The 22,067-nt window shown below is 46.6% G+C and carries 18 protein-coding genes, 1 tRNA gene, 1 pseudogene and 1 riboswitch; of the genes and pseudogenes, 7 read left to right on the top strand and 13 right to left on the bottom strand.

The window, feature by feature from the left end; all coding sequences use genetic code 11:
- Positions 1-83 precede the first annotated feature (83 nt).
- Positions 84-581, bottom strand: coding sequence for a cyclic pyranopterin monophosphate synthase MoaC (moaC, locus tag GLO7428_RS09465; RefSeq protein ID WP_015188341.1), 498 nt, complete (start codon positions 579-581; stop codon positions 84-86).
- Between the two features lie 55 nt (positions 582-636).
- Here moaC and GLO7428_RS09460 point away from each other — a divergent pair.
- A tRNA-Arg gene (locus tag GLO7428_RS09460) sits at positions 637-710 on the top strand.
- A 6-nt stretch (positions 711-716) separates the two neighbouring features.
- Here GLO7428_RS09460 and GLO7428_RS09455 read toward each other — a convergent pair.
- From GLO7428_RS09455 to GLO7428_RS09445, 3 genes are all read right to left on the bottom strand, one after another.
- Entirely contained in the window at positions 717-1,940 is a 1,224-nt protein-coding gene (locus GLO7428_RS09455; RefSeq protein WP_015188340.1) for an MFS transporter, read from the bottom strand.
- A gap of 129 nt (positions 1,941-2,069) precedes the next feature.
- Positions 2,070-3,077 carry a glycosyltransferase family 2 protein gene (locus tag GLO7428_RS09450; RefSeq protein ID WP_015188339.1) on the bottom strand — a complete coding sequence of 336 codons (1,008 nt, stop codon included), beginning with the start codon at positions 3,075-3,077 and terminating at the stop codon, positions 2,070-2,072.
- 4 nt (positions 3,078-3,081) lie between these two features.
- A complete protein-coding gene (locus GLO7428_RS09445; protein ID WP_015188338.1) occupies positions 3,082-3,777 on the bottom strand; it encodes a C40 family peptidase in 696 nt (231 codons plus the stop codon).
- Between the two features lie 187 nt (positions 3,778-3,964).
- On the opposite strand from GLO7428_RS09445, the gene GLO7428_RS09440 reads away from it, so the two are divergent.
- Entirely contained in the window at positions 3,965-4,894 is a 930-nt protein-coding gene (locus tag GLO7428_RS09440) for a serine hydrolase (RefSeq protein WP_015188337.1), read from the top strand.
- A gap of 51 nt (positions 4,895-4,945) precedes the next feature.
- Here the strand turns inward: GLO7428_RS09440 and GLO7428_RS09435 are convergent, their stop codons facing one another.
- The 5 genes from GLO7428_RS09435 to GLO7428_RS09415 form a co-directional block, all read right to left on the bottom strand.
- Positions 4,946-6,166, bottom strand: coding sequence for an aspartate aminotransferase (locus GLO7428_RS09435; protein ID WP_015188336.1), 1,221 nt, complete (start codon positions 6,164-6,166; stop codon positions 4,946-4,948).
- Positions 6,163-7,365, bottom strand: a complete 1,203-nt coding sequence (locus GLO7428_RS09430) for an iron-containing alcohol dehydrogenase family protein (protein ID WP_015188335.1) — start codon at positions 7,363-7,365, stop codon at positions 6,163-6,165. Before GLO7428_RS09430 ends, GLO7428_RS09435 begins: the two co-directional genes overlap by 4 nt.
- Positions 7,366-7,387: 22 nt before the next feature.
- Positions 7,388-7,906, bottom strand: coding sequence for a Ycf51 family protein (locus GLO7428_RS09425; RefSeq protein WP_015188334.1), 519 nt, complete (start codon positions 7,904-7,906; stop codon positions 7,388-7,390).
- Between the two features lie 146 nt (positions 7,907-8,052).
- Entirely contained in the window at positions 8,053-8,544 is a 492-nt protein-coding gene (gene sufU / locus GLO7428_RS09420; RefSeq protein ID WP_231295571.1) for a Fe-S cluster assembly sulfur transfer protein SufU, read from the bottom strand.
- A 30-nt stretch (positions 8,545-8,574) separates the two neighbouring features.
- Positions 8,575-9,384, bottom strand: coding sequence for a biotin--[acetyl-CoA-carboxylase] ligase (locus tag GLO7428_RS09415; protein ID WP_015188332.1), 810 nt, complete (start codon positions 9,382-9,384; stop codon positions 8,575-8,577).
- 249 nt (positions 9,385-9,633) lie between these two features.
- Positions 9,634-9,763: riboswitch (guanidine-I (ykkC/yxkD leader) on the top strand.
- 93 nt (positions 9,764-9,856) lie between these two features.
- Here GLO7428_RS09415 and GLO7428_RS09410 point away from each other — a divergent pair.
- The 3 genes from GLO7428_RS09410 (at position 9,857) to uca (ending at position 15,250) form a co-directional block, all read left to right on the top strand.
- Positions 9,857-10,612, top strand: a complete 756-nt coding sequence (locus tag GLO7428_RS09410) for an urea amidolyase associated protein UAAP1 (protein WP_015188331.1) — start codon at positions 9,857-9,859, stop codon at positions 10,610-10,612.
- A 105-nt stretch (positions 10,613-10,717) separates the two neighbouring features.
- Positions 10,718-11,359: an urea amidolyase associated protein UAAP2 gene (locus tag GLO7428_RS09405; RefSeq protein ID WP_015188330.1), complete on the top strand. Its 642-nt coding sequence runs from the start codon at positions 10,718-10,720 to the stop codon at positions 11,357-11,359.
- A gap of 294 nt (positions 11,360-11,653) precedes the next feature.
- Positions 11,654-15,250, top strand: coding sequence for an urea carboxylase (uca, locus tag GLO7428_RS09400; protein ID WP_015188329.1), 3,597 nt, complete (start codon positions 11,654-11,656; stop codon positions 15,248-15,250).
- A gap of 328 nt (positions 15,251-15,578) precedes the next feature.
- Here the strand turns inward: uca and GLO7428_RS09395 are convergent, their stop codons facing one another.
- The 4 genes from GLO7428_RS09395 to dnaK form a co-directional block, all read right to left on the bottom strand.
- Entirely contained in the window at positions 15,579-16,655 is a 1,077-nt protein-coding gene (locus GLO7428_RS09395; protein WP_015188328.1) for an iron ABC transporter substrate-binding protein, read from the bottom strand.
- A 265-nt stretch (positions 16,656-16,920) separates the two neighbouring features.
- A complete protein-coding gene (locus GLO7428_RS27740; protein WP_155823667.1) occupies positions 16,921-17,103 on the bottom strand; it encodes a hypothetical protein in 183 nt (60 codons plus the stop codon).
- A 74-nt stretch (positions 17,104-17,177) separates the two neighbouring features.
- The gene (locus GLO7428_RS09390; protein ID WP_015188327.1) at positions 17,178-18,164 is read right to left on the bottom strand and encodes a DnaJ C-terminal domain-containing protein; all 987 of its coding nucleotides are present in this window, start codon (positions 18,162-18,164) and stop codon (positions 17,178-17,180) included.
- A gap of 111 nt (positions 18,165-18,275) precedes the next feature.
- Entirely contained in the window at positions 18,276-20,288 is a 2,013-nt protein-coding gene (gene dnaK, locus GLO7428_RS09385) for a molecular chaperone DnaK (protein WP_015188326.1), read from the bottom strand.
- Positions 20,289-20,419: 131 nt separating this feature from the next.
- On the opposite strand from dnaK, the gene GLO7428_RS09380 reads away from it, so the two are divergent.
- The gene (locus tag GLO7428_RS09380; protein ID WP_015188325.1) at positions 20,420-21,337 is read left to right on the top strand and encodes a DUF4351 domain-containing protein; all 918 of its coding nucleotides are present in this window, start codon (positions 20,420-20,422) and stop codon (positions 21,335-21,337) included.
- A gap of 266 nt (positions 21,338-21,603) precedes the next feature.
- Positions 21,604-21,948 (top strand): annotated as a pseudogene (locus GLO7428_RS29700) (15-cis-phytoene desaturase); the annotation flags it as partial.
- Positions 21,949-22,067: the final 119 nt, after the last annotated feature.

Below are 22,067 nucleotides of genomic sequence, written 5' to 3'. Positions count from 1 at the left end.
AATTGCGGTAAAAGTTTAGATACAACCTGCTGCTTCGCCTTGTACACTATGCGTTGATAACTTTCCTGATCGCCAATTACCAATCACCCATGATGATAATCTCCTGATTTCCCGCCAGATTTACTGACTAAGCGAATTGCTTCAATCGCGATTGACTTTTCTAATGCTTTTGCCATGTCGTACAAAGTCAGTGCCGCAACCGAAACTGCGGTTAACGCTTCCATTTCCACACCCGTTTCCGCTTTGGTTTTGACCAATGCTGTAATTTGATAACCAGGTAAGTGTGAATCTGGCTCAATCTGCACCTCGACTTTGTGTAACGGTAAAGGATGACACAACGGAATTAAATTCGCTGTTTGTTTCGCCGCCATAATTCCTGCAAGTCTTGCAGTCCCCAAAACATCACCTTTAGGGGCATTTCCTGCTTGAATTGTGGCAAAAGTTTCGCTTGACATTCGCACACTCGCCGCCGCAACAGCTTGGCGCACAGTTGCCATTTTGTGCGAAACATCAACCATTTGGGCTTGCCCTTGATTATCCAAGTGCGTCAAGTTAGAGGAATTTTCAGAAATTTGTTCCATTTCACTTTTTCGTGATAGTATAGATACTCGCGAGAACAAAGCGAACAGCTTTTAAGGGCGTGTAGCTCAGTGGACTAGAGCACGTGGCTACGGACCACGGTGTCGGGGGTTCGAATCCCTCCTCGCCCGTTTTATTTACCTTAATGCATAGACATCTCTACCTTTACCGAGTGCAAAGCGTAGTGAATGCGGAATATCTTTGCTTGATTGCGTGAGGAAAACGACGATCGCCAGCGCCGTCAAACTAGCTGCGAAGCCAAAAAGATGGCGATAACCGATTTGTTGTGCGATCGCCCCTAAAACAGGTCCTGCGATGGCAATCCCGACATCAAACCCCACCATACATAAACCAAACATCCGCCCGCGTTCTTGAGGTAGCGTGCGATCGGCAACGACAGTAGCCACCATCGGAATTAAAATACCAGCCCCCAATCCTTCCACAAAGCCAGCAATTAAAAACGCGGTAGCGCCGTTGGCTAGCCACAACAGCAACATCGATACAGTATAAAAAATTAAGCTAATCGTAACAAACAAACCGCGTCCGTAGCGATCGCTTGCTCTGCCTGTAGGAATGCGGATGATAAAACTGGCGATCGCCGCTGCGGTGTAAAATAAACCTACATTAAAATCGACACCCACAGATTTAATATATAAAGGCACAAACGTACTCAAAGTGCCAAACGCTAACCCAACCAAAAGCAATATCAGCGCCAAAGTCCGAATTCGCGGAGTACCTAATAGTTGCCAAAAGCGGTTATCCGTTGCTTGACGTTTTAGTAAATCAGCGACTGGGTTAGAAACTTGCGATGCAAATAATATCCCTAATATTCCCAAGCCAGCCGATAACAAAAATAAAGCCGTGTAACCGATACTAGCTTGCAAATAACCACCCAAAGCAGGCCCCAACGCCATACCAAGCGGATTGACTAAACTCATGTAGCCGATAATTTCGCCACGACTTTTGGCAGGGGCGATATCTGCAACTAAAGTTGTGTAACCACTCGAATAAGCTGCGATACTAATTCCGTGGAATGCGCGAATCACCATCAACAGCCATAAAGATTTCACCATCAAGTAACCCAGCGGGGCTAAAGCAACCGCGCTGAGGGCAATAATTAACACCAGTTTGCGACTGCGGAGATCTGCTAAGTGCGCCAACCAGGGACGCATGGTTAACAACCCAATCGCAAAACTTCCCATGACAACACCAATTTGCTGCGGTGTCCCACCGATATCGCTGATATAAAGTGGTAACGTCGGCAACAACGAAGCCAAACTCGACCAAAATAATAAACCCGCAACAAAGAGGATTTGTAAGTTACGGCGCGGTTGAGGGTCAAGCGTCTGAAAAACGTTCAAAGTTCAGCTAGTAGGTAAAGTGTTTAGATACGTAAGGTTTTACTTCAAGGCTGGTAATTGGTCATTGGCAAGAATACTATTACCCATTACCCATTACCTATTACCCATTCCCCACATACCATTGTTACTTTACTTAATATTTTTGCCTACAACCTCTCGCACGCGATAGATAGGTCGTCCTTGCGATTCGTGGTAAGTACGCATCAACAACTCTGCCAACAAGCCAAAACAAAAAAGTTGCACTCCAGCGATAAACAACACAACTGCTAAAATGAGCAGCGGACGATTTCCAATACTCTGCCCCAAACCCAACTTCAAAAACGTTAAATATAAACCAATTACGGTTCCCAATAGCATCGAAGCCAGCCCAAACAACCCAAAAACGTGCATCGGGCGCGTCAGGAACGTTTTCATAAACCAGATCGTGAGTAGATCCATCAATACGCGAAATGTGCGCCATAAGCCATACTTACTCTTACCAAACCGCCGCGCATGATGACGTACTGGTAATTCTGTAATTCGCGCCCCCTCAATAAACGCTAACGCCGGAAGAAAGCGGTGTAACTCGCCATATAAATGCATATCCTTGACAAGTTCCGCATTATATGCTTTTAAAGAGCAACCATAATCATGCAACTGCACCCCAGTCACCCGCCCAATCAACCAATTTGCAATCTTAGAAGGCAACAATCGAGTTAAAGCCGCATCCTGCCGTTTGTGACGCCAGCCACTCACCAAGTCGTAACCTTCCTCCAACTTAGCAAGCAACAACGGAATATCCGCCGGATCGTTCTGCAAGTCACCATCCAAAGTAACAATTGCGTTACCCACAGCATAATTAAACCCCGCCGCCATCGCCGCCGTTTGCCCATAATTGCGCCGCAACAACACCGCCCGCAAATCAGGACGCAACGATGCTTGCTGCTTCAACCACTCCGCCGAACCATCGCGCGAACCATCATCAACACAAATAATCTCATAAGTGTACTGTGACTGTTTCAAAGTAGAAGCGATCGCCTCAATCAAATGCGGCAAACTCTCCACCTCGTTATAAACCGGCGCCACCACCGAAACATCAGGGCAATCCACCAAAAATCCATCTTGCCCCACACTCCCTGCCACAACAATACTTTTCATTGTTCTATTGCCTGCTCCTCTGCTCCCCTGCTTTTGTATAACTCTCCACAATCCTTCCCGCACCCCTCAACTGCTGATAATACGACCGACTCACCGCATCCCCGTGTTCCGATAACCGATCAATTCCAATTCCATTGCGCCCCATTTTCTCGCCAGAACTATGAATATAACAACCATCCCCCAAAAAAAGCCCGACATGAGTCGCCTTCTCAACCCCAAAAAACACCAAATCTCCTGGTATCATTTCCTCTACCGTAATTGCTAGCGTAAACGCCTCTTGCTGATACGCATCTCTAGGCAACCACACCCCCACAGAAGCAAACGCTGCCTGCATCAAACCCGAACAATCGTAATTAGGTCCTACAGTACCACCCCAAAGGTAATAATTTGGCTGCTGCATCGCCGCCTGAGTAAACGCAATGACTTGCGGTATAAACGTTCTAATTTCTGCTTCTGCCACAAGCTTAGCTTGATACGCCTGCGTTGCAACTTGCAATTTCCCAACATCCGATCGCAACAGCCAGCCAGGATAATCGTCTTCACACAAACACACCGCGATCGCCGCATCTTCTTGCGACACTACCCGTAAATGTCGCCCTCTAGCTGCCTGCGTTGCCAAGCGATCGTACTGCGCTGAATCATAAATATTTAGATGCGTTTGACACACATATTCAGTTATTTGTAACTCTTTTACGGTCATTTTTGTTGCTTTCTGACCCAATTCCTATAATCTAATAATTTAATTCACCATCAATTAATATAATTGGGACATTATCAACAAACATTGTACAGGCAATGCCTTACCTTATCGATGACATTGTACGGGCAAAGCATTGCCTTATTGATGACATTAGTACGGGCAAGGCAATGCCTTGCCCCTTTAACCTATGACTTTCTTCTTACAAGACGAACAACTTAAAAACCAAGGCGATCGCATTTTACAAGCAACCTGGGCAGAATTTCCGCAATTGCCTCACAATTCTTTGGCTTTGACGTGGATTGTCTACGACTCTCCAGTTCCGGTAAATACTGGTGGGGCTTTAAGCCCTAATGCTTTTTGGAATTACCAAGTACGAGGATTTAGCTATCGTGGTGATGAACGAATTTATCCAGCAAGCGTCGTTAAACTATTTTACCTCGTCGCCATCCACGAATGGTTAGAAAATGGCATGGTGCAGACGTCGAGTGAGTTAGAACGCGCGATCCGCGATATGATTGTCGATTCGAGTAACGATGCCACAAGTTTAGTTGTCGATGTTTTGAGTGGGACGACAAGCGGTCCCGAATTGCCACCAGGACCATTTGAGACGTGGAAATCGCAGCGTAATATCGTTAACCGCTACTTTCAGTCGTTAGGCTGGGAAGAAATCGACAAGATTAACGTCAATCAAAAAACTTGGTGTGAAGGTCCTTACGGGCGCGAGAGAATGTTTTTAGGCGAGATGATGCAAAATCGCAATATGCTGACGACGAACGCGACAGCGCGGTTATTGCACAGTATTGTTGGGGGCGTGGCGGTATCGAGTGAGCGATCGCAAGCGATGATGAGTTTACTGCAACGCGATCTAAAGAATTTGGCGACGGATGTGGAAGAAAATCAAGTAACGGGTTTTTTGGGTGCGGGTTTACCGGATAATGCGCAGTTGTGGTCTAAGGCTGGGTGGACATCTCAAGTGCGTAACGATGCAGCTTATATTGAGATTCCTGGGAAGCAACCTTTTCTTTTGGTGGTGTTTGTTGAGGGTAGGGCGCACTGTCAGAATCAGCAGCTTTTGCCGTTCGTTTCGCAGCAGGTTGTGCAGGAGGTGGGATTGTAACGAACCACAGAGACACAGAGAACGCAGAGGATAGAGGTATAGAGAGAATTTTTATCCTACTCTGACCTCTGACTCCTGAGATCTGACTTCTGAAACATAGCAAATGCCGGCTTGTTTGAAGCGATTTAAGACTTCTTGGAGGCGATCGCATTCTGCTATCAAGCTAATGCGTACGTAGCCTTCACCCGCAGCACCAAAGGCGTTTCCTGGGGTGACGACAACTCCGGTTTGCTGTAGTACGTCGAGCGCGAAGTTTGTGGAAGTGGTATCTTTGGGACAAGGTACCCACAAATACATTGTTGCTTTGGTTTTGGGGATATCCCAGCCGAGTTCGGCGAGTCCTTTAATCAGGAAATCGCGGCGTTGTTGATAGCGTTGTTGGACTTCGTGTAAGTAGACGTCGGGGAGTTGAAGTGCGGTTTCGGCGGCGGTTTGAAGTGCGGCGAAGATACCGTAGTCTAAGTTGGTTTTGAGCGTGCGTAACCCTTGAATAATGTGGCGATTTCCGACAACAAAACCGACGCGCCAGCCTGCCATGTTGTAGGTTTTAGAAAGTGTATGAAATTCGACGCCGATTTCTTTCGCACCAGGAATTTCGAGTAAACTGGTGGGTTGATAACCATCAAAGGCAAGTTCGGCGTAGCACAAATCGTGAACTAGTAGAATTTCGTATTTGCGCGCGAAGGCGACAATTTCAGTAAAAAATTCTCTGGGTGCAGTCGCTCCGGTGGGGTTGCTGGGATAATTGAAATATAGAATTTTGGCTTTTTGGGCAACGGCTTCGGGAATTTTTGATAAATCAATTAACCAATCGTTTTCGGGTGACAAATTTAAGCTATAAACTTCACCACCCGCAATAACGGGGGCGCGAAAATGTGCAGGATACGCGGGAGAAGGAACTAAAACAACGTCGCCAGGGTTAATATAGGCGATCGCTAAGTGTCCTAATCCTTCTTTGGAACCGAGTAATGGTAGTGCTTCACTATCAGGATCGAGTTTCACCGCATAACGACGATGATACCAATCGGTAATTGCCCGCCGGAAACTCGCTGTTCCTTCAAAGGGAGGATAACCGTGATTTTTTGAATTTTGCAACGCAGCGATCGCAGCTTCTACGACAGGTTGCGGTGTCGCGCCATCGGGGTTTCCCATTCCCAAATCAATTAAATCCAGCCCTTGTTCCCGCGCTTTGGCTTTGAGTTCGTCTAAGCGGGCAAATACATACGGGGGTAATTTTTGGACGCGATCGGCTGGAATCCAATTCAAGCTCATTCAGTTACCTCATCGGGAATCATCCTTACAGAAGGATTGAGGGAATTACTCATCGGTGCTGTTGTCGAAACCATCGCCGCCATAAGTTGTTCGGGTGCAACTTTAAAGGGTAATCGGTGAATATCTGACTGCGGATTGCAGGCTATTTCAACACACCTTTGCAGGTCTTCTATTGTAATACTCCCCATGCCCAAATCATTCAACGTTTTTGGCAATCCAATTTCGTCATAAAATTTGAGCAGCTGTTGCCGTGCCGTAGCTGCGAGTTGATTGCCTTGCAGCATTTCTTCTAGCCGCAGTTGTACCAAAATTCCATAGGCGACTTTTTCACCATGAATGCTGTGGTCGGAACCTCGTCGTTGTACGGCGGGGCTTCCTCCGACTTCGTGGATATGTAGATGCGTCAACCCATTATGTACCGCATGGGCGGCGACAGTCCGACATTGCGCGCCACCGAGTCCCCCAATGACGCCAGCAAGTAATACGGTTGCATCGACAACTTCACGCCATACCGCGCTTCCTGGTGCTTGCAGTGCGGCGACAGATTTTTGAAACAGAATATCGCGTAAGACTCGCGCTTGTTGTACAGCGGCGATAGTTAGAGTATCTTCAGAAGCGGCGCTACTAACCGAAGCTTCGTACCACTTTGCTAACGCATCGCCAATTCCAGCAACTAAGGTACGCTGGGGTGCAGTCTGAATCAAGTCATAATCGAGTAGTACCAAATCGGGACACCGCGATAAACTGACATCGTAGAGAAAGCCGCCCTGATCGGTGTAAATATTAGAAAGTGCTGTCCAAGCGGCACACGTCGCTGCTGATGTCGGAATTGTCACAACAGGTAAGTTGCATTGATGTGCGAGTAATTTTGCAGTATCGAGGGCTTTACCACCTCCCGTACCAACGATCAAATCGGCTTGATGCGCGGCTACTGCTTGTTTAAGCATTGCTAAACTTGCTTCACTCGAATCACAACCATAATCAGCCGTTGCAACTTGTAATTGCTGCTGTTCTAATACAGGTTGCAGTAGTGGTAAGGTAACAGCCAGCGTGCGATCGCCGCCAACTATGAGCGGACGCTTGCCGAGTTTGGCGATTTCTTCTCCTGATTGCGACAAAATTTGCGACCCGCGTAACACTCGTGCGGGGGCAACAGCAAGCGTGAGGACGTTAGTAGCAGTTTGTGTCGTTTGATTCATCGATGCTTAGTTTATCCGAAAATTATGCTGAGGATTTTGGTAATTTTGCGAATTTGTCAGAAAAAATTTCAATTTGGATTTGTTCGTCTTCACGATTCCGCAGCGATCGCCTAACATCTCCTAAGTACAACGGTTGAGAAACGCCAGGTTTAGGATGAATGACGGTTCGCGCGCGGATATTTAGTTGATCTTGTTCGCGACCGAGGCGACCATAGGAATATAAGTCGTTAGCTGCTTGCCGTAGCGTTGCTTCTAATTCTGTTTCAGTGATTGTTGGCGGTATCGAAATGACGGCTTGCGTTGCCCCATTGTCGTAAACGACGGAATACCGTACCGCACCAGGAACTACCGTACGGACAATTGGAACTAAACTTAATGCAAATAAACCGCCTGTGAGTACCGCCATGAAGCCCGTAACTCCCACCAACTGAAACCGAACGCCCCATTTAAAGATAAAGCCTGCGATCGCTAACACCGCGACAACCAGTGTCGTGATACCCGCCCATTGCGTAAGTTGAAAAAATTCAGCTGTTGTGAGCATGACATTGATGAAGTGTAATATAAAGCGCTTAGCTCTGTTAGCAATTAGCAATTAGCTAAACCCTGCGGATAAATTCGAGGGCAAGAAGAACTGATCTGATCGACAATTAGCGCAGGTGATTGTTTAAAGGTCAAACGTATCATATCTTACGTGTCTTCGTTACTGACAAATCCAGCACTAGCAGTATTATGCGTTGATTCCAAGGCAGCTTTTAACGTATGCCAAGTGAGGTTTGCGCATTTAATTCGTACAGGAAACTGCGATACGCCTTGCATCACATTAAGTTTGCGGAGTTCTTTAGGAAACTCATCTTCGCCTTTCATCATCTTTTGAAAACGCTGCACCATCGATAATGCTTCAGTAACTTGCTTACCACGCAATGCATCTGCCATTAAATCAGCTGACGCCATCGCGATCGCACACCCTTCGCCTTCAAATTTCACATCTTCAATTGTGTCACCCGCAGCATTTAGCTGTACGGTGAGTTCAATCGTGTCGCCACACGAAGGATTATGCCCGCGTTGCTGGCGATGCACCGGACTCGTTTTACCTTTGTGTCGAGGTTTTTTATAGTGTTCTAAAATGACCTGCTGATACAGATCGCGTACATTACTCAATGCCATAATTACGTTTGTCACCAAGCGTTTTTATCTTCCATATCGATCCTATCAGTCGGCAACAGAACTTACCCTTTTGTCTCCCCACCACACTACTCGTCCTGACACCAAAGCCTTAACTTCTGCTTGTAGCTGCACTAACAAGCGACCACACGTATCAATTCCGATCGCTTGACCAGAAATCTGCTCGCCTGCTAATTCTATCGTTACGGGACGACTGTAGAGAAAATCGCGATCGCGCAACTGTGGAATCAAAGCTGCGATTCCATCGCGTTGACAAACGTCACTGACTTGCAGTAGGTAATGTCGCAATCTTTCTAACAGTGCTAATTCCTCTGGCACACTTTCAGAAACTTGATATAAACTGACGGCGTTATTGACTAAATCAGGATCTAAGCCAGCTTGAGTGAAATCAGCACAGCGGTTGAGTCCAATTCCGACAACAACACGAGTATGAGATCCGCGACTCGCAGCTTCACACAAAATTCCTGCTAACTTGCGCTCTTCAATCAATACATCATTCGACCACTTCAGCCACAGCTTTGAAGACAAATTGGGAAGCAAATCTTGCACAGCATAGATGACAGCTAAACCAGCGGTTAAACTCAGTCCTGGTAATTGCGAACTATGCAGGCGGTCGAGAACAAAACTTGCTGTCAATACCCCAGGGGGGGCATACCAAGTTCGCCCATGTTGACCGCGCCCCGCCGTTTGCTGCCGCGTGAACACAACTTCCCCGTGATGCAAGTTATCTCTTTGCATAGCCCAAGTATTTGTACTAGAGCAACTTTCCACCCAACGCAACCACGAGGGTAAACAACTTGAACCAAAGCCAGCGCTCGAAAATGGATCTAAAGGCACGTTGTACACAGAATATAGCAGAGGTCAGGGGTCAGGGATAAAAGTTAGAGTAACGGTTCTGAGTCTCTATGATTAGAACATGATAGAGGCTCAGAATCATTCTTCTCATGGCAGGTGAAGTATTACCTTGCCACTGTTTTAACTCTAACCTCTGCTATATCCCTGGGAGGGGGATTGCATTTTTGGCAATATTGAGTATTATAGTAAAAAATAAATATTTGACATAAAAATTCAAATAGTAATTAAACAGGAATGTGCTTCTAGGGTTCCGATTCGGTAAATTAACAACCGAGTGGCTGGTCCAAGAGAAGCAGCCAGCTTGAGATTCTGAGTGCCGGAATACGAGTTGGTCACACGGCGGGAAAAAAGCCCGGGAGAGCCACACAGGATTGAAGTGTTGGTGACTCCTGGGCTTTGCCATTTGAGAATGTCAAATTTCTAACATCTCATCTAACCGTAAGAGGAGACTTTCATGGTGCAAACATCTGTTCTACCATCAGCAGCGATAGAACCCAGCCTGATTTTACTCGATGAAAAACTGCCTGGTGGCGCGTACTGGCATGGTGTCATCAAGCGGGGAAATACCCTACGTGTGACTGACTTGGAAGGTTCGCAAGGTGTTTCGCTCATTTGCTACAACGCGGACAATCCGATCGAGCGGCTGAATGTTGCCGATACTGCCAAAATTCAGTTCAATGCCTTTTTGAAAAAGGGCATGGTGATCTACTCCGACATGGGACGAATTCTGTTCTCCATTACCGAAGATACCTCTGGATATCACGATCTGATCTGCGGATGCAGCAACGCTGCTAGCAACGCGGCAAAATACGGCGAAGGTCCCTATAACAAGTACGGCGAAAGCGATTACAACAACTCGCGGAACAACTTCCTCAAAGCATTGGGTAAACGCGGCTTAACGCGCAAAGATCTGATGCCAAATATTAATCTATTCAGTCGCGTGGCAGTGCGTCCAAATGGCGACCTAGAATACATCACAGGCTGTGAGAAACCTGGTAGTTTTGTTGACCTGCGCGCAGAGATGAATGTGTTAGTTGTCATTTCTAACTGTCCGCACGTGTTGCATCCTGATACTGTTTACAAGCCCAAGCCGATTCAGCTAACGGTTTGGCGATCGCCCGCACCTGCACCCGACGATCTGTGTCGTACTGCGAACGAAGAAGTGATTCGCGGGTTTATCAACACCGATGCATTGTTTGCTCAGATGTAGTTATAGCAGAGGAGCAGAGGAGAATAAATAATGACAAATGATGTCCTAACCCGATTGACCATTGCTATATCAGGATAGTTCACAGCTTTTTAGAGGAGAAAAACAATGGTTGCCACACTACCGACTGAACTCGATCCATCCACAGCGATTTATGATGAGGTCTTACCTGCGCGTCAACCTTGGTCGCGGGTCATCAAAAAAGGGCAAATTCTGCGCATTATCGACCTACAAGCGAATCAAGCGGTGGATACACTATTTTACAATGCGCATGACCCTTCCGAGCGATACAGCGCACCCGACACAGTTGTCCGCCAAGGGAACATTTTCATCACCACCGGCACGCAACTCATTTCCAACGAAGGAAACGTGATGATGACCGTCATCTATGATGATTGCGGCAAGCACGATACGCTAGGTGGTGCGTGCAGCATGGAAAGCAACTCAGTACGTTATGGGTTGCACAAAAAGCATCTTCATGCTTGTGTCGAAAATTACTTGTTGGAACTGAGTAAGTATGAAATGAACAAACGCGACTTGGTGAGCAATGTGAATTTCTACATGAATGTTCCTGTGAGTGAAGACGGTACGCTAGAAATTGTTGACGGCATTTCGGAAGCAGGCAAAAGAGTCGATCTACGCGCAGAAATGGATGTGATGGTATTGATTTCTAACTGTCCGCAAATTAATAATCCTTGCAATGCTTATAATCCAACACCGATTCGATTGATTGTATGGGACGCAGCATAAGCGAATCGTAAGTTAGATTATAGCGAGCTACAGTGTACGCACATCCGTTGTATCAACCTGCCGCCCAACCCCACGAACAAAAGTGCTTCCATATCTGCTCCCCCAGAATTGGGGGAGACAGAGAGGAGGCGGGGCTTCTAGAATACACAAAGTCCCCCACACGTGGGGAATTTAGGGGGCAAGAAGACTTAAGTATACACTGTAGGTCATCGGGAGTGGGAAATACCCTGCTCCCTAATTTTTGTTGTTAAATGTGGTGTTTGGCACTCGTTCAGCGGTTAGTGGGAAGTGTTCATGTTCAATAAAGTTTTGATTGCCAATCGCGGTGAAATTGCTTGTCGTGTAATTCGGACGCTCGATCGCTTAGGAATTGCTTCAGTCGCGGTTTATTCGGAAGCGGATGCGCACGCACCGCACGTTTCTATGGCAACCGAAGCCGTGTGTATAGGGGCTGCACCTGTTGCGGAAAGCTATCTCCGGTACGATCGCATTCTCGAAGTCGCGCAACAAACTGGCGCGCAGGCAATTCACCCAGGCTATGGCTTTTTGAGTGAGAACATCGAATTTGCCCAAGCGTGCGTCGCCGCCGGAATTATGTTTATTGGTCCTACACCTGAACAAATTCGCTGCTTTGGGTTAAAGCATACGGCGCGCGAGTTAGCCGAACAAAATCAAGTACCGTTAGTGCCAGGAACTGGGTTATTAGAGAGTTTAGCAGACGCACAACACGCCGCAGCAGCGATCGCCTATCCGGTAATGCTCAAAAGTACCGCAGGTGGTGGAGGAATTGGAATGCAAGTGTGTGCCAATGATGCTGAATTAGCGGATGCTTTTGAGAAAGTGCAACGCTTGAGTCAAGCAAACTTTAAGCAAAGTGGTGTCTTTTTAGAAAAATATATTCAAACCGCACGCCATATCGAAGTGCAAATCTTTGGCGATGGCTGTGGTCGTGTTATCGCGCTTGGAGAACGCGACTGTTCGACGCAGCGCCGCAATCAGAAAGTGATTGAAGAAACTCCCGCACCTGGAATCAGTGACGCGCTACGGCAGCAATTGTATAACTGTGCAGTGCGCTTGGGACAAGCTGTAAACTATCAATCGGCGGGGACTGTTGAATTTGTCTTCGATGTCGCAACACAACAATTCTACTTTTTGGAAGTCAACACGCGCCTACAGGTGGAACACGGTGTCACCGAAATGGTGAGCGGAATTGATCTAGTAGAGTGGATGGTGCGACTCGCCGCAGGCGATGCAACATTTCTAGAAAATTACACTTATCAATCGCAAGGTCATTCGATTCAAGTCCGAATTTATGCAGAAGATCCGCACAAGAATTTTCAGCCGAGTTCGGGGTTACTGAGTGCGGTTCGCTTTCCCAAAAACCTCCGCTGTGACGGTTGGATTGAAACCGGAACTGAAGTCACGCCATTTTACGATCCGCTGCTAGCAAAACTTATTGTACATGGGGAAGACCGCGCAGGTGCGATCGCGCAACTCCAAGCCGCATTGAATGAATCAGAAATCGCAGGAATTGAAACGAATCTTGACTATTTACGCCAAGTTATTGCGAGTCCCGCGTTTATTGAAGGAAGCGTTAGCACGCGCTATCTCAACACGTTTGCGTATCAGCCGCGCACAATCGATGTTCTAGATGGTGGCACTTACACCACGATTCAAGACTACCCTGGACGCATTGGCTATTGGGACATTGGCGTACCGCCATCAGGACCGTTGGATCATCTAGCATTTCGGCTAGGAAACCGGATTTTGGGCAATCCTGAGTCAGCGCCTGGGCTGGAATGTACGGTTATGGGTCCGACGTTGCGCTTTAATTGCGATACTGTCATTTGCTTAACGGGTGCAGCGATGAAAGCGACACTGGATGGCGAACCTGTGCCATTTTGGACGGCAATTCCTGTCAGTGCAGGCAGTACACTGAAACTAAAAACAATTCAGGGACATGGCTATCGCACTTATTTGGCAATCCAACACGGATTTGATGTACCCGAATACTTAGGCAGCAAAGCAACATTTACGCTAGGTCAATTCGGCGGACACGCGGGACGCACGCTGCGCGCAGGCGATGTTTTGCGATTAGCGCAAGGAGAACCTAAGGCGATTGCATCGTTACCTGCAAAATTAATTCCTGAATATACGAATGCGTGGGAAATTGGCGTTCTTTATGGTCCGCACGGCGCACCCGATTTCTTCACCGAAGAAGACATTGAGATGTTTTTCGCAACTCGGTGGACAATTCATCACAACTCGGCGCGCACAGGAATTCGTCTGATTGGTCCTAAACCGCAGTGGGCGCGGACTGACGGTGGTGAAGCAGGGTTACATCCATCGAATATTCACGATAATGCTTATGCGATCGGCACGATTGATTTTACAGGTGATATGCCGATTATCTTGGCGCACGATGGTCCGAGTCTGGGTGGATTTGTTTGTCCAGCAACGATCGTCCAATCGGAACTTTGGAAAATTGGACAACTTAAACCAGGGGACACGGTGCGCTTTTATCGTCTGACTGCGGCTGAGGCGCGACAGCGCGAATTAGAGCAAGATCGTCAGATCGAAACATTAGCGATCGCCGCAACGCAAAGCAAATTAACTGATGTCACAAATCCGCTTTCACCAATTCTGCACGAAATTTCTCCGTCACCGACGCAAATCGCTGTCACCTATCGGCAAGCAGGCGATAAATTCTTACTGATAGAATACGGTTCACTCGTACTCGATCTCAATCTCCGCTTTCGGGTACACGCGCTGATGGAGTGGCTCAACGCAAACCACGTAGCAGGAATCGTCGATCTCACCCCAGGAATTCGTTCGCTACAAGTACATTACGATAGCCGAGTTCTTCCCGTGCAAGACCTGCTCAACGCGCTGACTACCGCAGAGTCGCAACTACCATCAATTGATGATATGGAAGTTCCAACGCGAGTGGTGCATCTACCACTTTCGTGGGATGACGAATCGACGCAACTTGCGATTCAGAAATATATGCAGTCAGTACGTGCGGATGCGCCTTGGTGTCCGAGTAATATTGAATTCATTCGCCGAATTAATGGGTTAGAAAGCATTGAGCAAGTGCGCGAAATCGTCTTCAACGCCAGTTACTTAGTGATGGGTTTGGGAGATGTATACTTGGGCGCACCGGTTGCGACACCGCTTGATCCGCGTCATCGCTTGGTGACGACTAAATACAATCCGGCGCGGACTTGGACGCCGGAAAATGCAGTCGGGATTGGCGGTGCGTATATGTGTATTTATGGTATGGAAGGTCCAGGCGGCTATCAGTTTGTCGGGCGCACTGTTCCTGTGTGGAATCGCTACAAACAAACTGAGGATTTTTCGCAACCTTGGCTGCTGCGCTTTTTCGACCAAATTCGCTTTTTCCCTGTGTCGCCAGCAGAATTGCTGCGCTACCGCGAAGATGTGATTCAGGGTAAGGTGAAGCTGAAGATTGAGGAAGAAACTTTTAGTCTCAGGCAGTATTGCGAGTTTTTGCAGGCGAATGCGTCGAGTATTGCTGCTTTTAAAGCTAAACAACAGGCGGCGTTTGCTGCAGAACGCGATCGCTGGGTTGCGGCGGGAGAATTCACCCGTCAAGAAAGTCTTCAACAATCCGACGAGTCACCTACCCCAGAAATCGTGCTTGCTGATGATGTGGAAGCGATCGTTGCACACGTTTCGGCAAATGTCTGGCAAGTGCTTGTTAAAGTTGGCGATCAGGTTGAGTCTGGCGATCGCCTCGTTATCCTAGAAGCCATGAAAATGGAAATTGCAGTGCTTGCAGAAGATAGCGGTACGATTACCGACGTTTTCTGTCAACCAGGACAAACAGTGACGGCGGGACAATTCTTAGCGGCAATCCAACTTGATTGAGCATGAATTACAGACGCCCACCGACTTCCTTCAGAGCTATCCAAAGTGTACCTTCGTACACTAAAACAAGATTTTTATGGATAAGTCCACGGAGGTGGACTTAGTTTTATATAGCTTGCGAATTTATTCGCGATTCGCTTCACGCAGGAGGTCTTGTGATATTATCTCCAGTTAAATAACCTCTCTTTGTGGTTAGTTAATAGTTACTCATCACTAGTCACTAGCCACAATTTTTATCATCACTAATCAACTGGACTTAATACGATCCTTTGCTTCTGTCGTGTTTTGATGCCAATAGGAACTTAGCCATCCGTAACAGCCTCACCTCCTACAAGACTTGCGTCTGCTGCAACAACTGCAATGTTCCTTCCAAGTCTCTCAAGTTACTCAGATTTATGTCAGGAGTTTGACTTTCAATCTGGTTAAGGGGTATTAAATCGCCCTGTGGTGTGACTCCTGAAGCTAGAGGATACTCTCTTGTTTCGGTTGCAAAATAATTTTGGGCATCAGCACTTAATAAGTATTCTACAAATTGCTGGGCGATGTTAGGATGCCTTGCTGAATTGAGAATGGCGACACCGGCAACGTTAACTAATGAACCAACGTCGTTTGTAAAGTGATGTGCTACTGGAACTTGCGGATTTTCTTGCTTGATTCGTTCTAAGTAGTAGTGGTTGACAAAGCCTACGCCCACTTCTCCACGGGTCAAACCTTCTAAAATAGAAATATTATTCGGGAAAACTCTGGGATTATTAGCACGAATACCTTCTAACCATTTTCTTGCTTGGTCTTCTCCCTGAGAAACGCGCAAAGCCGTGACAAAAGCCTGAAATGAGCCATTAGTTGGTGCCCAGCCGATTCTATCTCTCCAAGTCGGCTCGGTGAAGCCAAAGATTGATTGTGGTAGATCTGCCGCTTGTACCAAATTGGTGTTGTAATCAACTGTCCGTACTCTACCTGTAATGCCAATCCATTGACCTTCGGGCGATCGATAACGGCTATTAACTTGATCTAAAAGATTTTGTGGTAGCTGTGCGGTTCTACCTTCTTGTTGTAATGCACCTAACGCCCCTGCGTCTTGACCGAAGAAAATATCGGCTGGACTATTATTACCTTCTTCTAGAATTGTTGCCGCAAGTTCCGCCGTGTCTCCGTAACGAACTTGGACATTAGCGTTGGTTTCTTGTCTAAATCGGTCGATCATTGGACCAATTAATTGTTCGTTACGCCCTGAGTAGATAACTAACTCGTTTTCTAATGCTCCTGCTGCTGGAGAAGCAGGTGTCGCTGGTGATGTGGCGGGTGATGTTGTTGTAGTCGTCGTCTGGTTATTGGCACAGGCGATCGCTATTCCTCCACTTGCACTTGCTACCCCTACTAAATATACAAACTTACGACGTCTCACTCTTGCCTCCCTCTCTCAATAATTCTTGCAATCTACTATTAATTATTTAACAGATTTTGTCTAAAATACTTGCCGGTGAAAATGACAAAAGTCCTGTTAAAGCACAACTTGTCTTTCTAGTTCCAAAGCGAATATCAATACTTACATTAAAACTGAAGTTTTTGTTGACAATCGATATATTTAATAATAGCAGTAGATATATTTAGGAGATTTTTGCATTAAATGCGTAAGGTTAGCAAAAAAAGCTACTTTTGTAGTCGTTAATCTACAGTGTTAGCATCAGATCGTAGTGGTGGGGCAAATAGCTCCAAGGAGAGGTAAATAATGACATCGGCGATCGCACTAAGCCTCTCGTACTCCCTAAAAGGTTTTGATCGTCACTTGACAAACGTCGATATATACCCTTAGCGTGTTTATCATCCGCAAACCAAAACACAACAACGCTCAAAGTGGCTAGGAACGTTGCAGACAGACAAGTTTTAGATTTTTCCTGAACCCTGATCCCCGACCTCTGACGCCTGATTACACAGGTAAATCATTACGCGGGTTGTAGGTTTCAATTTGATGTAGTTTTTCGTAGAGTTCCCGTTCTTCGGAACTCAAATTCTTGGGGACGACGATTTGAATTTCGACTAATTGATCGCCGCGTTTACCTTGTTCGTCAGGGTAGCCTTTATTTGCCAAACGCAATCTCTGACCTGATTTGACGCCTGGAGGGATGTTCATTTTCACCCAACCATCTAAAGTCGGGACTTCTACAGGAATTCCCAACGCAGCTTCACTCGGAGTAATGGGTACTTGAATCGCCACGTCGTAACCTTCAAGCTTAAAAAATGGGTGGGGAGACACAGTAATTTTCAGATACAAGTCACCACCACCAAGACCTTGCTCGCGCAGGCGGATTGTTTGACCTGTTATCATTCCCGAAGGCATATCAATTTCCAGCGATCGCCCATCTTCCAAACGAATGCGCTCAATTCCACCCTGATACGCTTTTTCTAGAGGTAAAGTGAGCTTTGCTTCCACATCGCGACGACTCGAACGCGAAGAAATCGTGTAAGCAGTTCGCGTTGTTCCAGGACGAAAAGGATCGCGCGGCGGGCTACTTGACGATGGTGGAGTATTTTTGCCGTTTCTTTCTTTACGACGTCCTAAAACTTGGTCAATGAAGGTATTAAAGTCAGAAAACTGATCGTAATCAACATCGCCTGTACCGCCACGGCGATTATCACTCCACGATTTGGCGCGCGCCGTTTGCTTTCCCCAAAATCCTTTTTTCCAGTGACTACTGTATTCGTCGTATTGCGCCCGCTTTGCTTGGTCAGAAAGAATTTCGTAGGCTTCGTTGATATCTTTAAATTTTTCCTCGGCTTCCTTATTTCCTGGATTTAAGTCAGGATGGTATTGTCGCGCTAACCGTCGGAAAACCTTCTTTATCTCCTCATTAGTTGCGTCTTTAGGGACTCCTAAAATTTCGTAATAGTTCCGAAAGTTTTGCACGTTTTGCATAGTTTAGCGATTAGCTATCAGCCCTCAGCCATCAGCTTTCAAAGTTGTCTGTTCAAACTAGTTTAATCGCCGCAACCGATTGCAGTCGAGTCAACGCTAACTGCTCTATCGTTACAGCCAGTTATCATCGTTATCATCCCAGTTATCTTGGTACGATGGACGCGGTCTACTTGACCTGTCATTATAAGTTGGTCTTGGTCTGTCGTTATAGTAAGAGGAACGCGTCTCGCGGATGGGTGGTTCCCAATCGTCTTCACCAGTGAAGATGCGACGAATCGACCCGAACAAATCATCATCCTCGTCCTCGCTAAAGTATTGTCGAACTTCGCGATTAAGTTCGTAAACCGCGTCTTGGAGATCGGCGTAAGCTTGGTCAATTCCTCGGTCATTTTCTTCGGCAAGATATTCGCGTAATTCGCGACTGATTGCTTCGATGCGTTGTCTGCGACTGCGCGCGAACTGCATACCAAAGTCTAAACCAATTTCTTTGAGTTGGCGTTCTGCTTGTAAAATTAAAGCTTCAGCGCGCGTGCGCTTTTCTACTTTCTCTTTACGTTTGCGGTCAGATTGCGCGTATTGTTCCGCTTCTTGAATCATCCGCTGTACTTCCGCTTCACTCAGCGTCGAAGCACCTTGAATCGTGATACTTTGTTCGCGACCTGTAGTGCGATCCATCGCGGTCACTAACAAAATGCCATTTGCATCGATATCAAATGCGACTTGAATTTGCGGTACACCTCGCGGTGCGGGAGGAATTCCTGTCAGCTTGAACCTACCTAAGGATTTATTATCACTTGCCATTTCGCGTTCGCCCTGCACGACGTGGATTTCCACCAACGTTTGATTATTACTAGCGGTGGAAAATATATCCGATCGCCGTACAGGAATTGTCGTGTTACGGGGAATGAGTTTTTTCATCACGCCGTTACTCGTTTCTAACCCTAACGACAGCGGCGTCACATCTAGTAGCAGAATGTCTTTAACTTCGCCACCAAGAATTCCGGCTTGAATCGCTGCACCTACCGCAACAACTTCATCCGGATTAACATTTTGGTTTGGTTCTTGACCGATCATCGCGCGGACAAGTTGCTGTACCATGGGCATTCGCGTCCCACCGCCGACAAGAACAACTTCTTCAATATCTGACGGGCGGAGGTTCGCATCCGCTAGCGCGCGTTTTACGGGTGTCCGCAGTCGCGCCACCAAGTCAGCGCAAAGACCTTCAAACTGCGTTCGTGTTAGGCGCGTTTCGAGGTGTTTAGGACCATCTGCCGTCGCCGTGATAAAGGGTAAATTGATGTCGGTGACTGTTACGCCCGAAAGTTCAATTTTGGCTTTTTCTGCGGCTTCGGTGAGGCGTTGCAGCGCTTGGCGATCGCGTCTTAAATCGACTTCCTCGGTTTCAAGAAACTGATCCGCCAGCCAATCAACGATTTTTTTATCGAAATCGTTACCACCAAGCTGAGTATCGCCACTTGTGGCTTTGACCTCGAACACTCCATCACCAACTTCTAAAATCGATACGTCAAAGGTGCCACCACCTAAATCAAACACCAAAATCGTTTGGTTTTCTCGCTTATCTAAGCCGTATGCTAAAGATGCCGCCGTTGGTTCATTGAGTATCCGCAACACTTCTAATCCTGCAATTCGTCCAGCATCGCGTGTCGCTTGTCGTTGCGAATCGTTAAAGTATGCAGGTACCGTCAACACGGCTCCTGTTATCGGTTCGCCTAGGTAGCGGCTGGCGTCTTCTACGAGTTTGCGTAGCACCATCGCGCTGATTTCTTCTGGCGCAAATTCTTTGTCCAAACGCGGACACTTAATTTTGACGTTTCCGGCTTCGTCTCGCCGAATCGTATAGGGGACTCGTTTGGATTCTGAACTGAGTTCGCTGTATTTGCGACCAATAAATCGCTTAACGGCGTAGAAGGTATTTTGGGGGTTGAGAACGGTTTGTCGCCGCGCCATCTCGCCAACAACTCGTTCGCCGTCTTTGCTGAAGCTTACCACCGAGGGCGTAGTCCGCATTCCTTCGGCATTGGCAATTACCACCGGCTTGCCACCCTCCATGACAGCTACCACTGAGTTGGTTGTACCAAGGTCTATGCCGACTACTTTACCCATGCGTGAATGTTCTCCTCGCGCGTTTTAATAAATTATTGTTGAGAACCTTTGCTGAATCAATTGTATCTTGCTAGCGAGGGATACCGAAGCGCGATCGCGCTTTGCTTAAGCAAACGGTATAAAACACTTTCATGAAGATTGACCACGACCGCCTCTTCAAGGAACTGCTGTCAACTTTCTTTTTCGAGTTTTTAGCTTTATTTTTACCAGAAGTTGTGACTTATGTAGAACCAGAATCGCTCACCTTCTTAGACAAAGAAGTTTTTACGGATGTTACCGTAGGAAAGCAATATGAAGCTGATTTGATTGCCAAAGTGCGATTTCGCGCGCAAGAATCATGTTTTCTCATCCATATCGAAAATCAAGCCACAGCACAAAGCAATTTCGATAGACGAATGTTTCGCTATTTTGCTCGGTTATACGAAAAATTTGCTCTCCCAGTTTATCCTATTGCCTTGTTTTCTTATGATGCACCTCAACGTTTAGAGCCAAACTGCCATCAAGTTGCTTTTCCTGACTTTGAGGTTTTATGTTTCAACTTTCGAGTCATTCAGCTGAATCGCTTCAACTGGCGAGATTTTCTCGGTCAGCAAAATCCCGTAGCTAGCGCACTCATGGCAAAAATGAACGTTGTTCCAGAAGAACGTCCTAGAGTGAAAGCCGAGTGTTTACGATTGTTAGCCACCTTAAAGCTGAATCCAGCAAAAACAAAATTGATTTCTGGCTTTGTTGATACTTACCTACGTTTGAACGCAGCAGAAGAACAAAGGTTTCTCATTGAGCTTGGTAGGATTGAACCAGTTGAGCAGCAAAGAGTTATGGAAATTGTCACCAGTTGGATGGAACGAGGAATTGAACAAGGGCGACAAGAAGGAGAAGTAGCATTGATTATGCGCTTACTCAAGCGTCGCTTGGGAACGATTACACCAGAAGTCGAAGCCAGAATTCGTCATTTATCGATTGAGCAGTTAGAAAATTTAGGCGAAGCGTTGTTAGATTTTTCAGATGCGGTTGATTTGGTGGCTTGGTTGGAACGCGAAGCTGCTTGAACGAAGTGCGATCGCTTTGAGCGTGCGATTAAAACTTTTGTGATGTAAAGCGCTGTTCTCATTTTTCCCATGTAAATTCAGCCAAAAAAGTTGCTTCAACAAACATAGCAATGCTAGTCATAGCGTTGATTTCATCGTGTTTCTGATACTAGATGTTTAGTGTAGCGATCTCCTACGTCTTCACTGAGTGGCTACAAATGTAAAGGAATGCAAAGTATAATGAGACCGAGTAAACGTCAAAACACTGAAGGTCAAACACACAACAGATGCGAGTAGCGATCGCTGGGGCAGATTTAGCAGGGCTTTCCTGCACGAAATATCTCACAGACGCTGGTCACACGCCTATTGTCTGGAAAAGCCAAGATGTATCGGCGAGTTTGATCGCAGCTTGGCAAGACAACAAGGGCGACTGGTATGAAAGGCTGCGGATTTGCTTTGGGACATACCCCAAGATGAAGTTGCAGTTACTTACAAAACACGCAACGATCTTCAATCAGCCTGATAATTTAGGCACGCACAGCACGGTCAATTCCGATTTACCCGCACTCGTACATAAAATCGTGGTAATTCTCCGTCATAACGATATGCTGAGTTGGGGTGAAAAAATTGAGTTAGCAAAAAGCGCAATTTCAATGCACTTTGGCAACGACAATACTTTAAAGTTATTGAAATACTACGTCGTGAAAACTCTACGGTCATTTGATACAGCGACATTAGCGCGTCAAGATGA

The sequence above is a fragment of the Gloeocapsa sp. PCC 7428 genome (assembly GCF_000317555.1).
In the GTDB taxonomy this organism is placed as follows: domain Bacteria; phylum Cyanobacteriota; class Cyanobacteriia; order Cyanobacteriales; family Chroococcidiopsidaceae; genus Chroogloeocystis.
The sequence above is the reverse complement of the archived record's forward strand: the minus strand, read 5'-3'. Positions and strand labels throughout refer to the sequence as shown.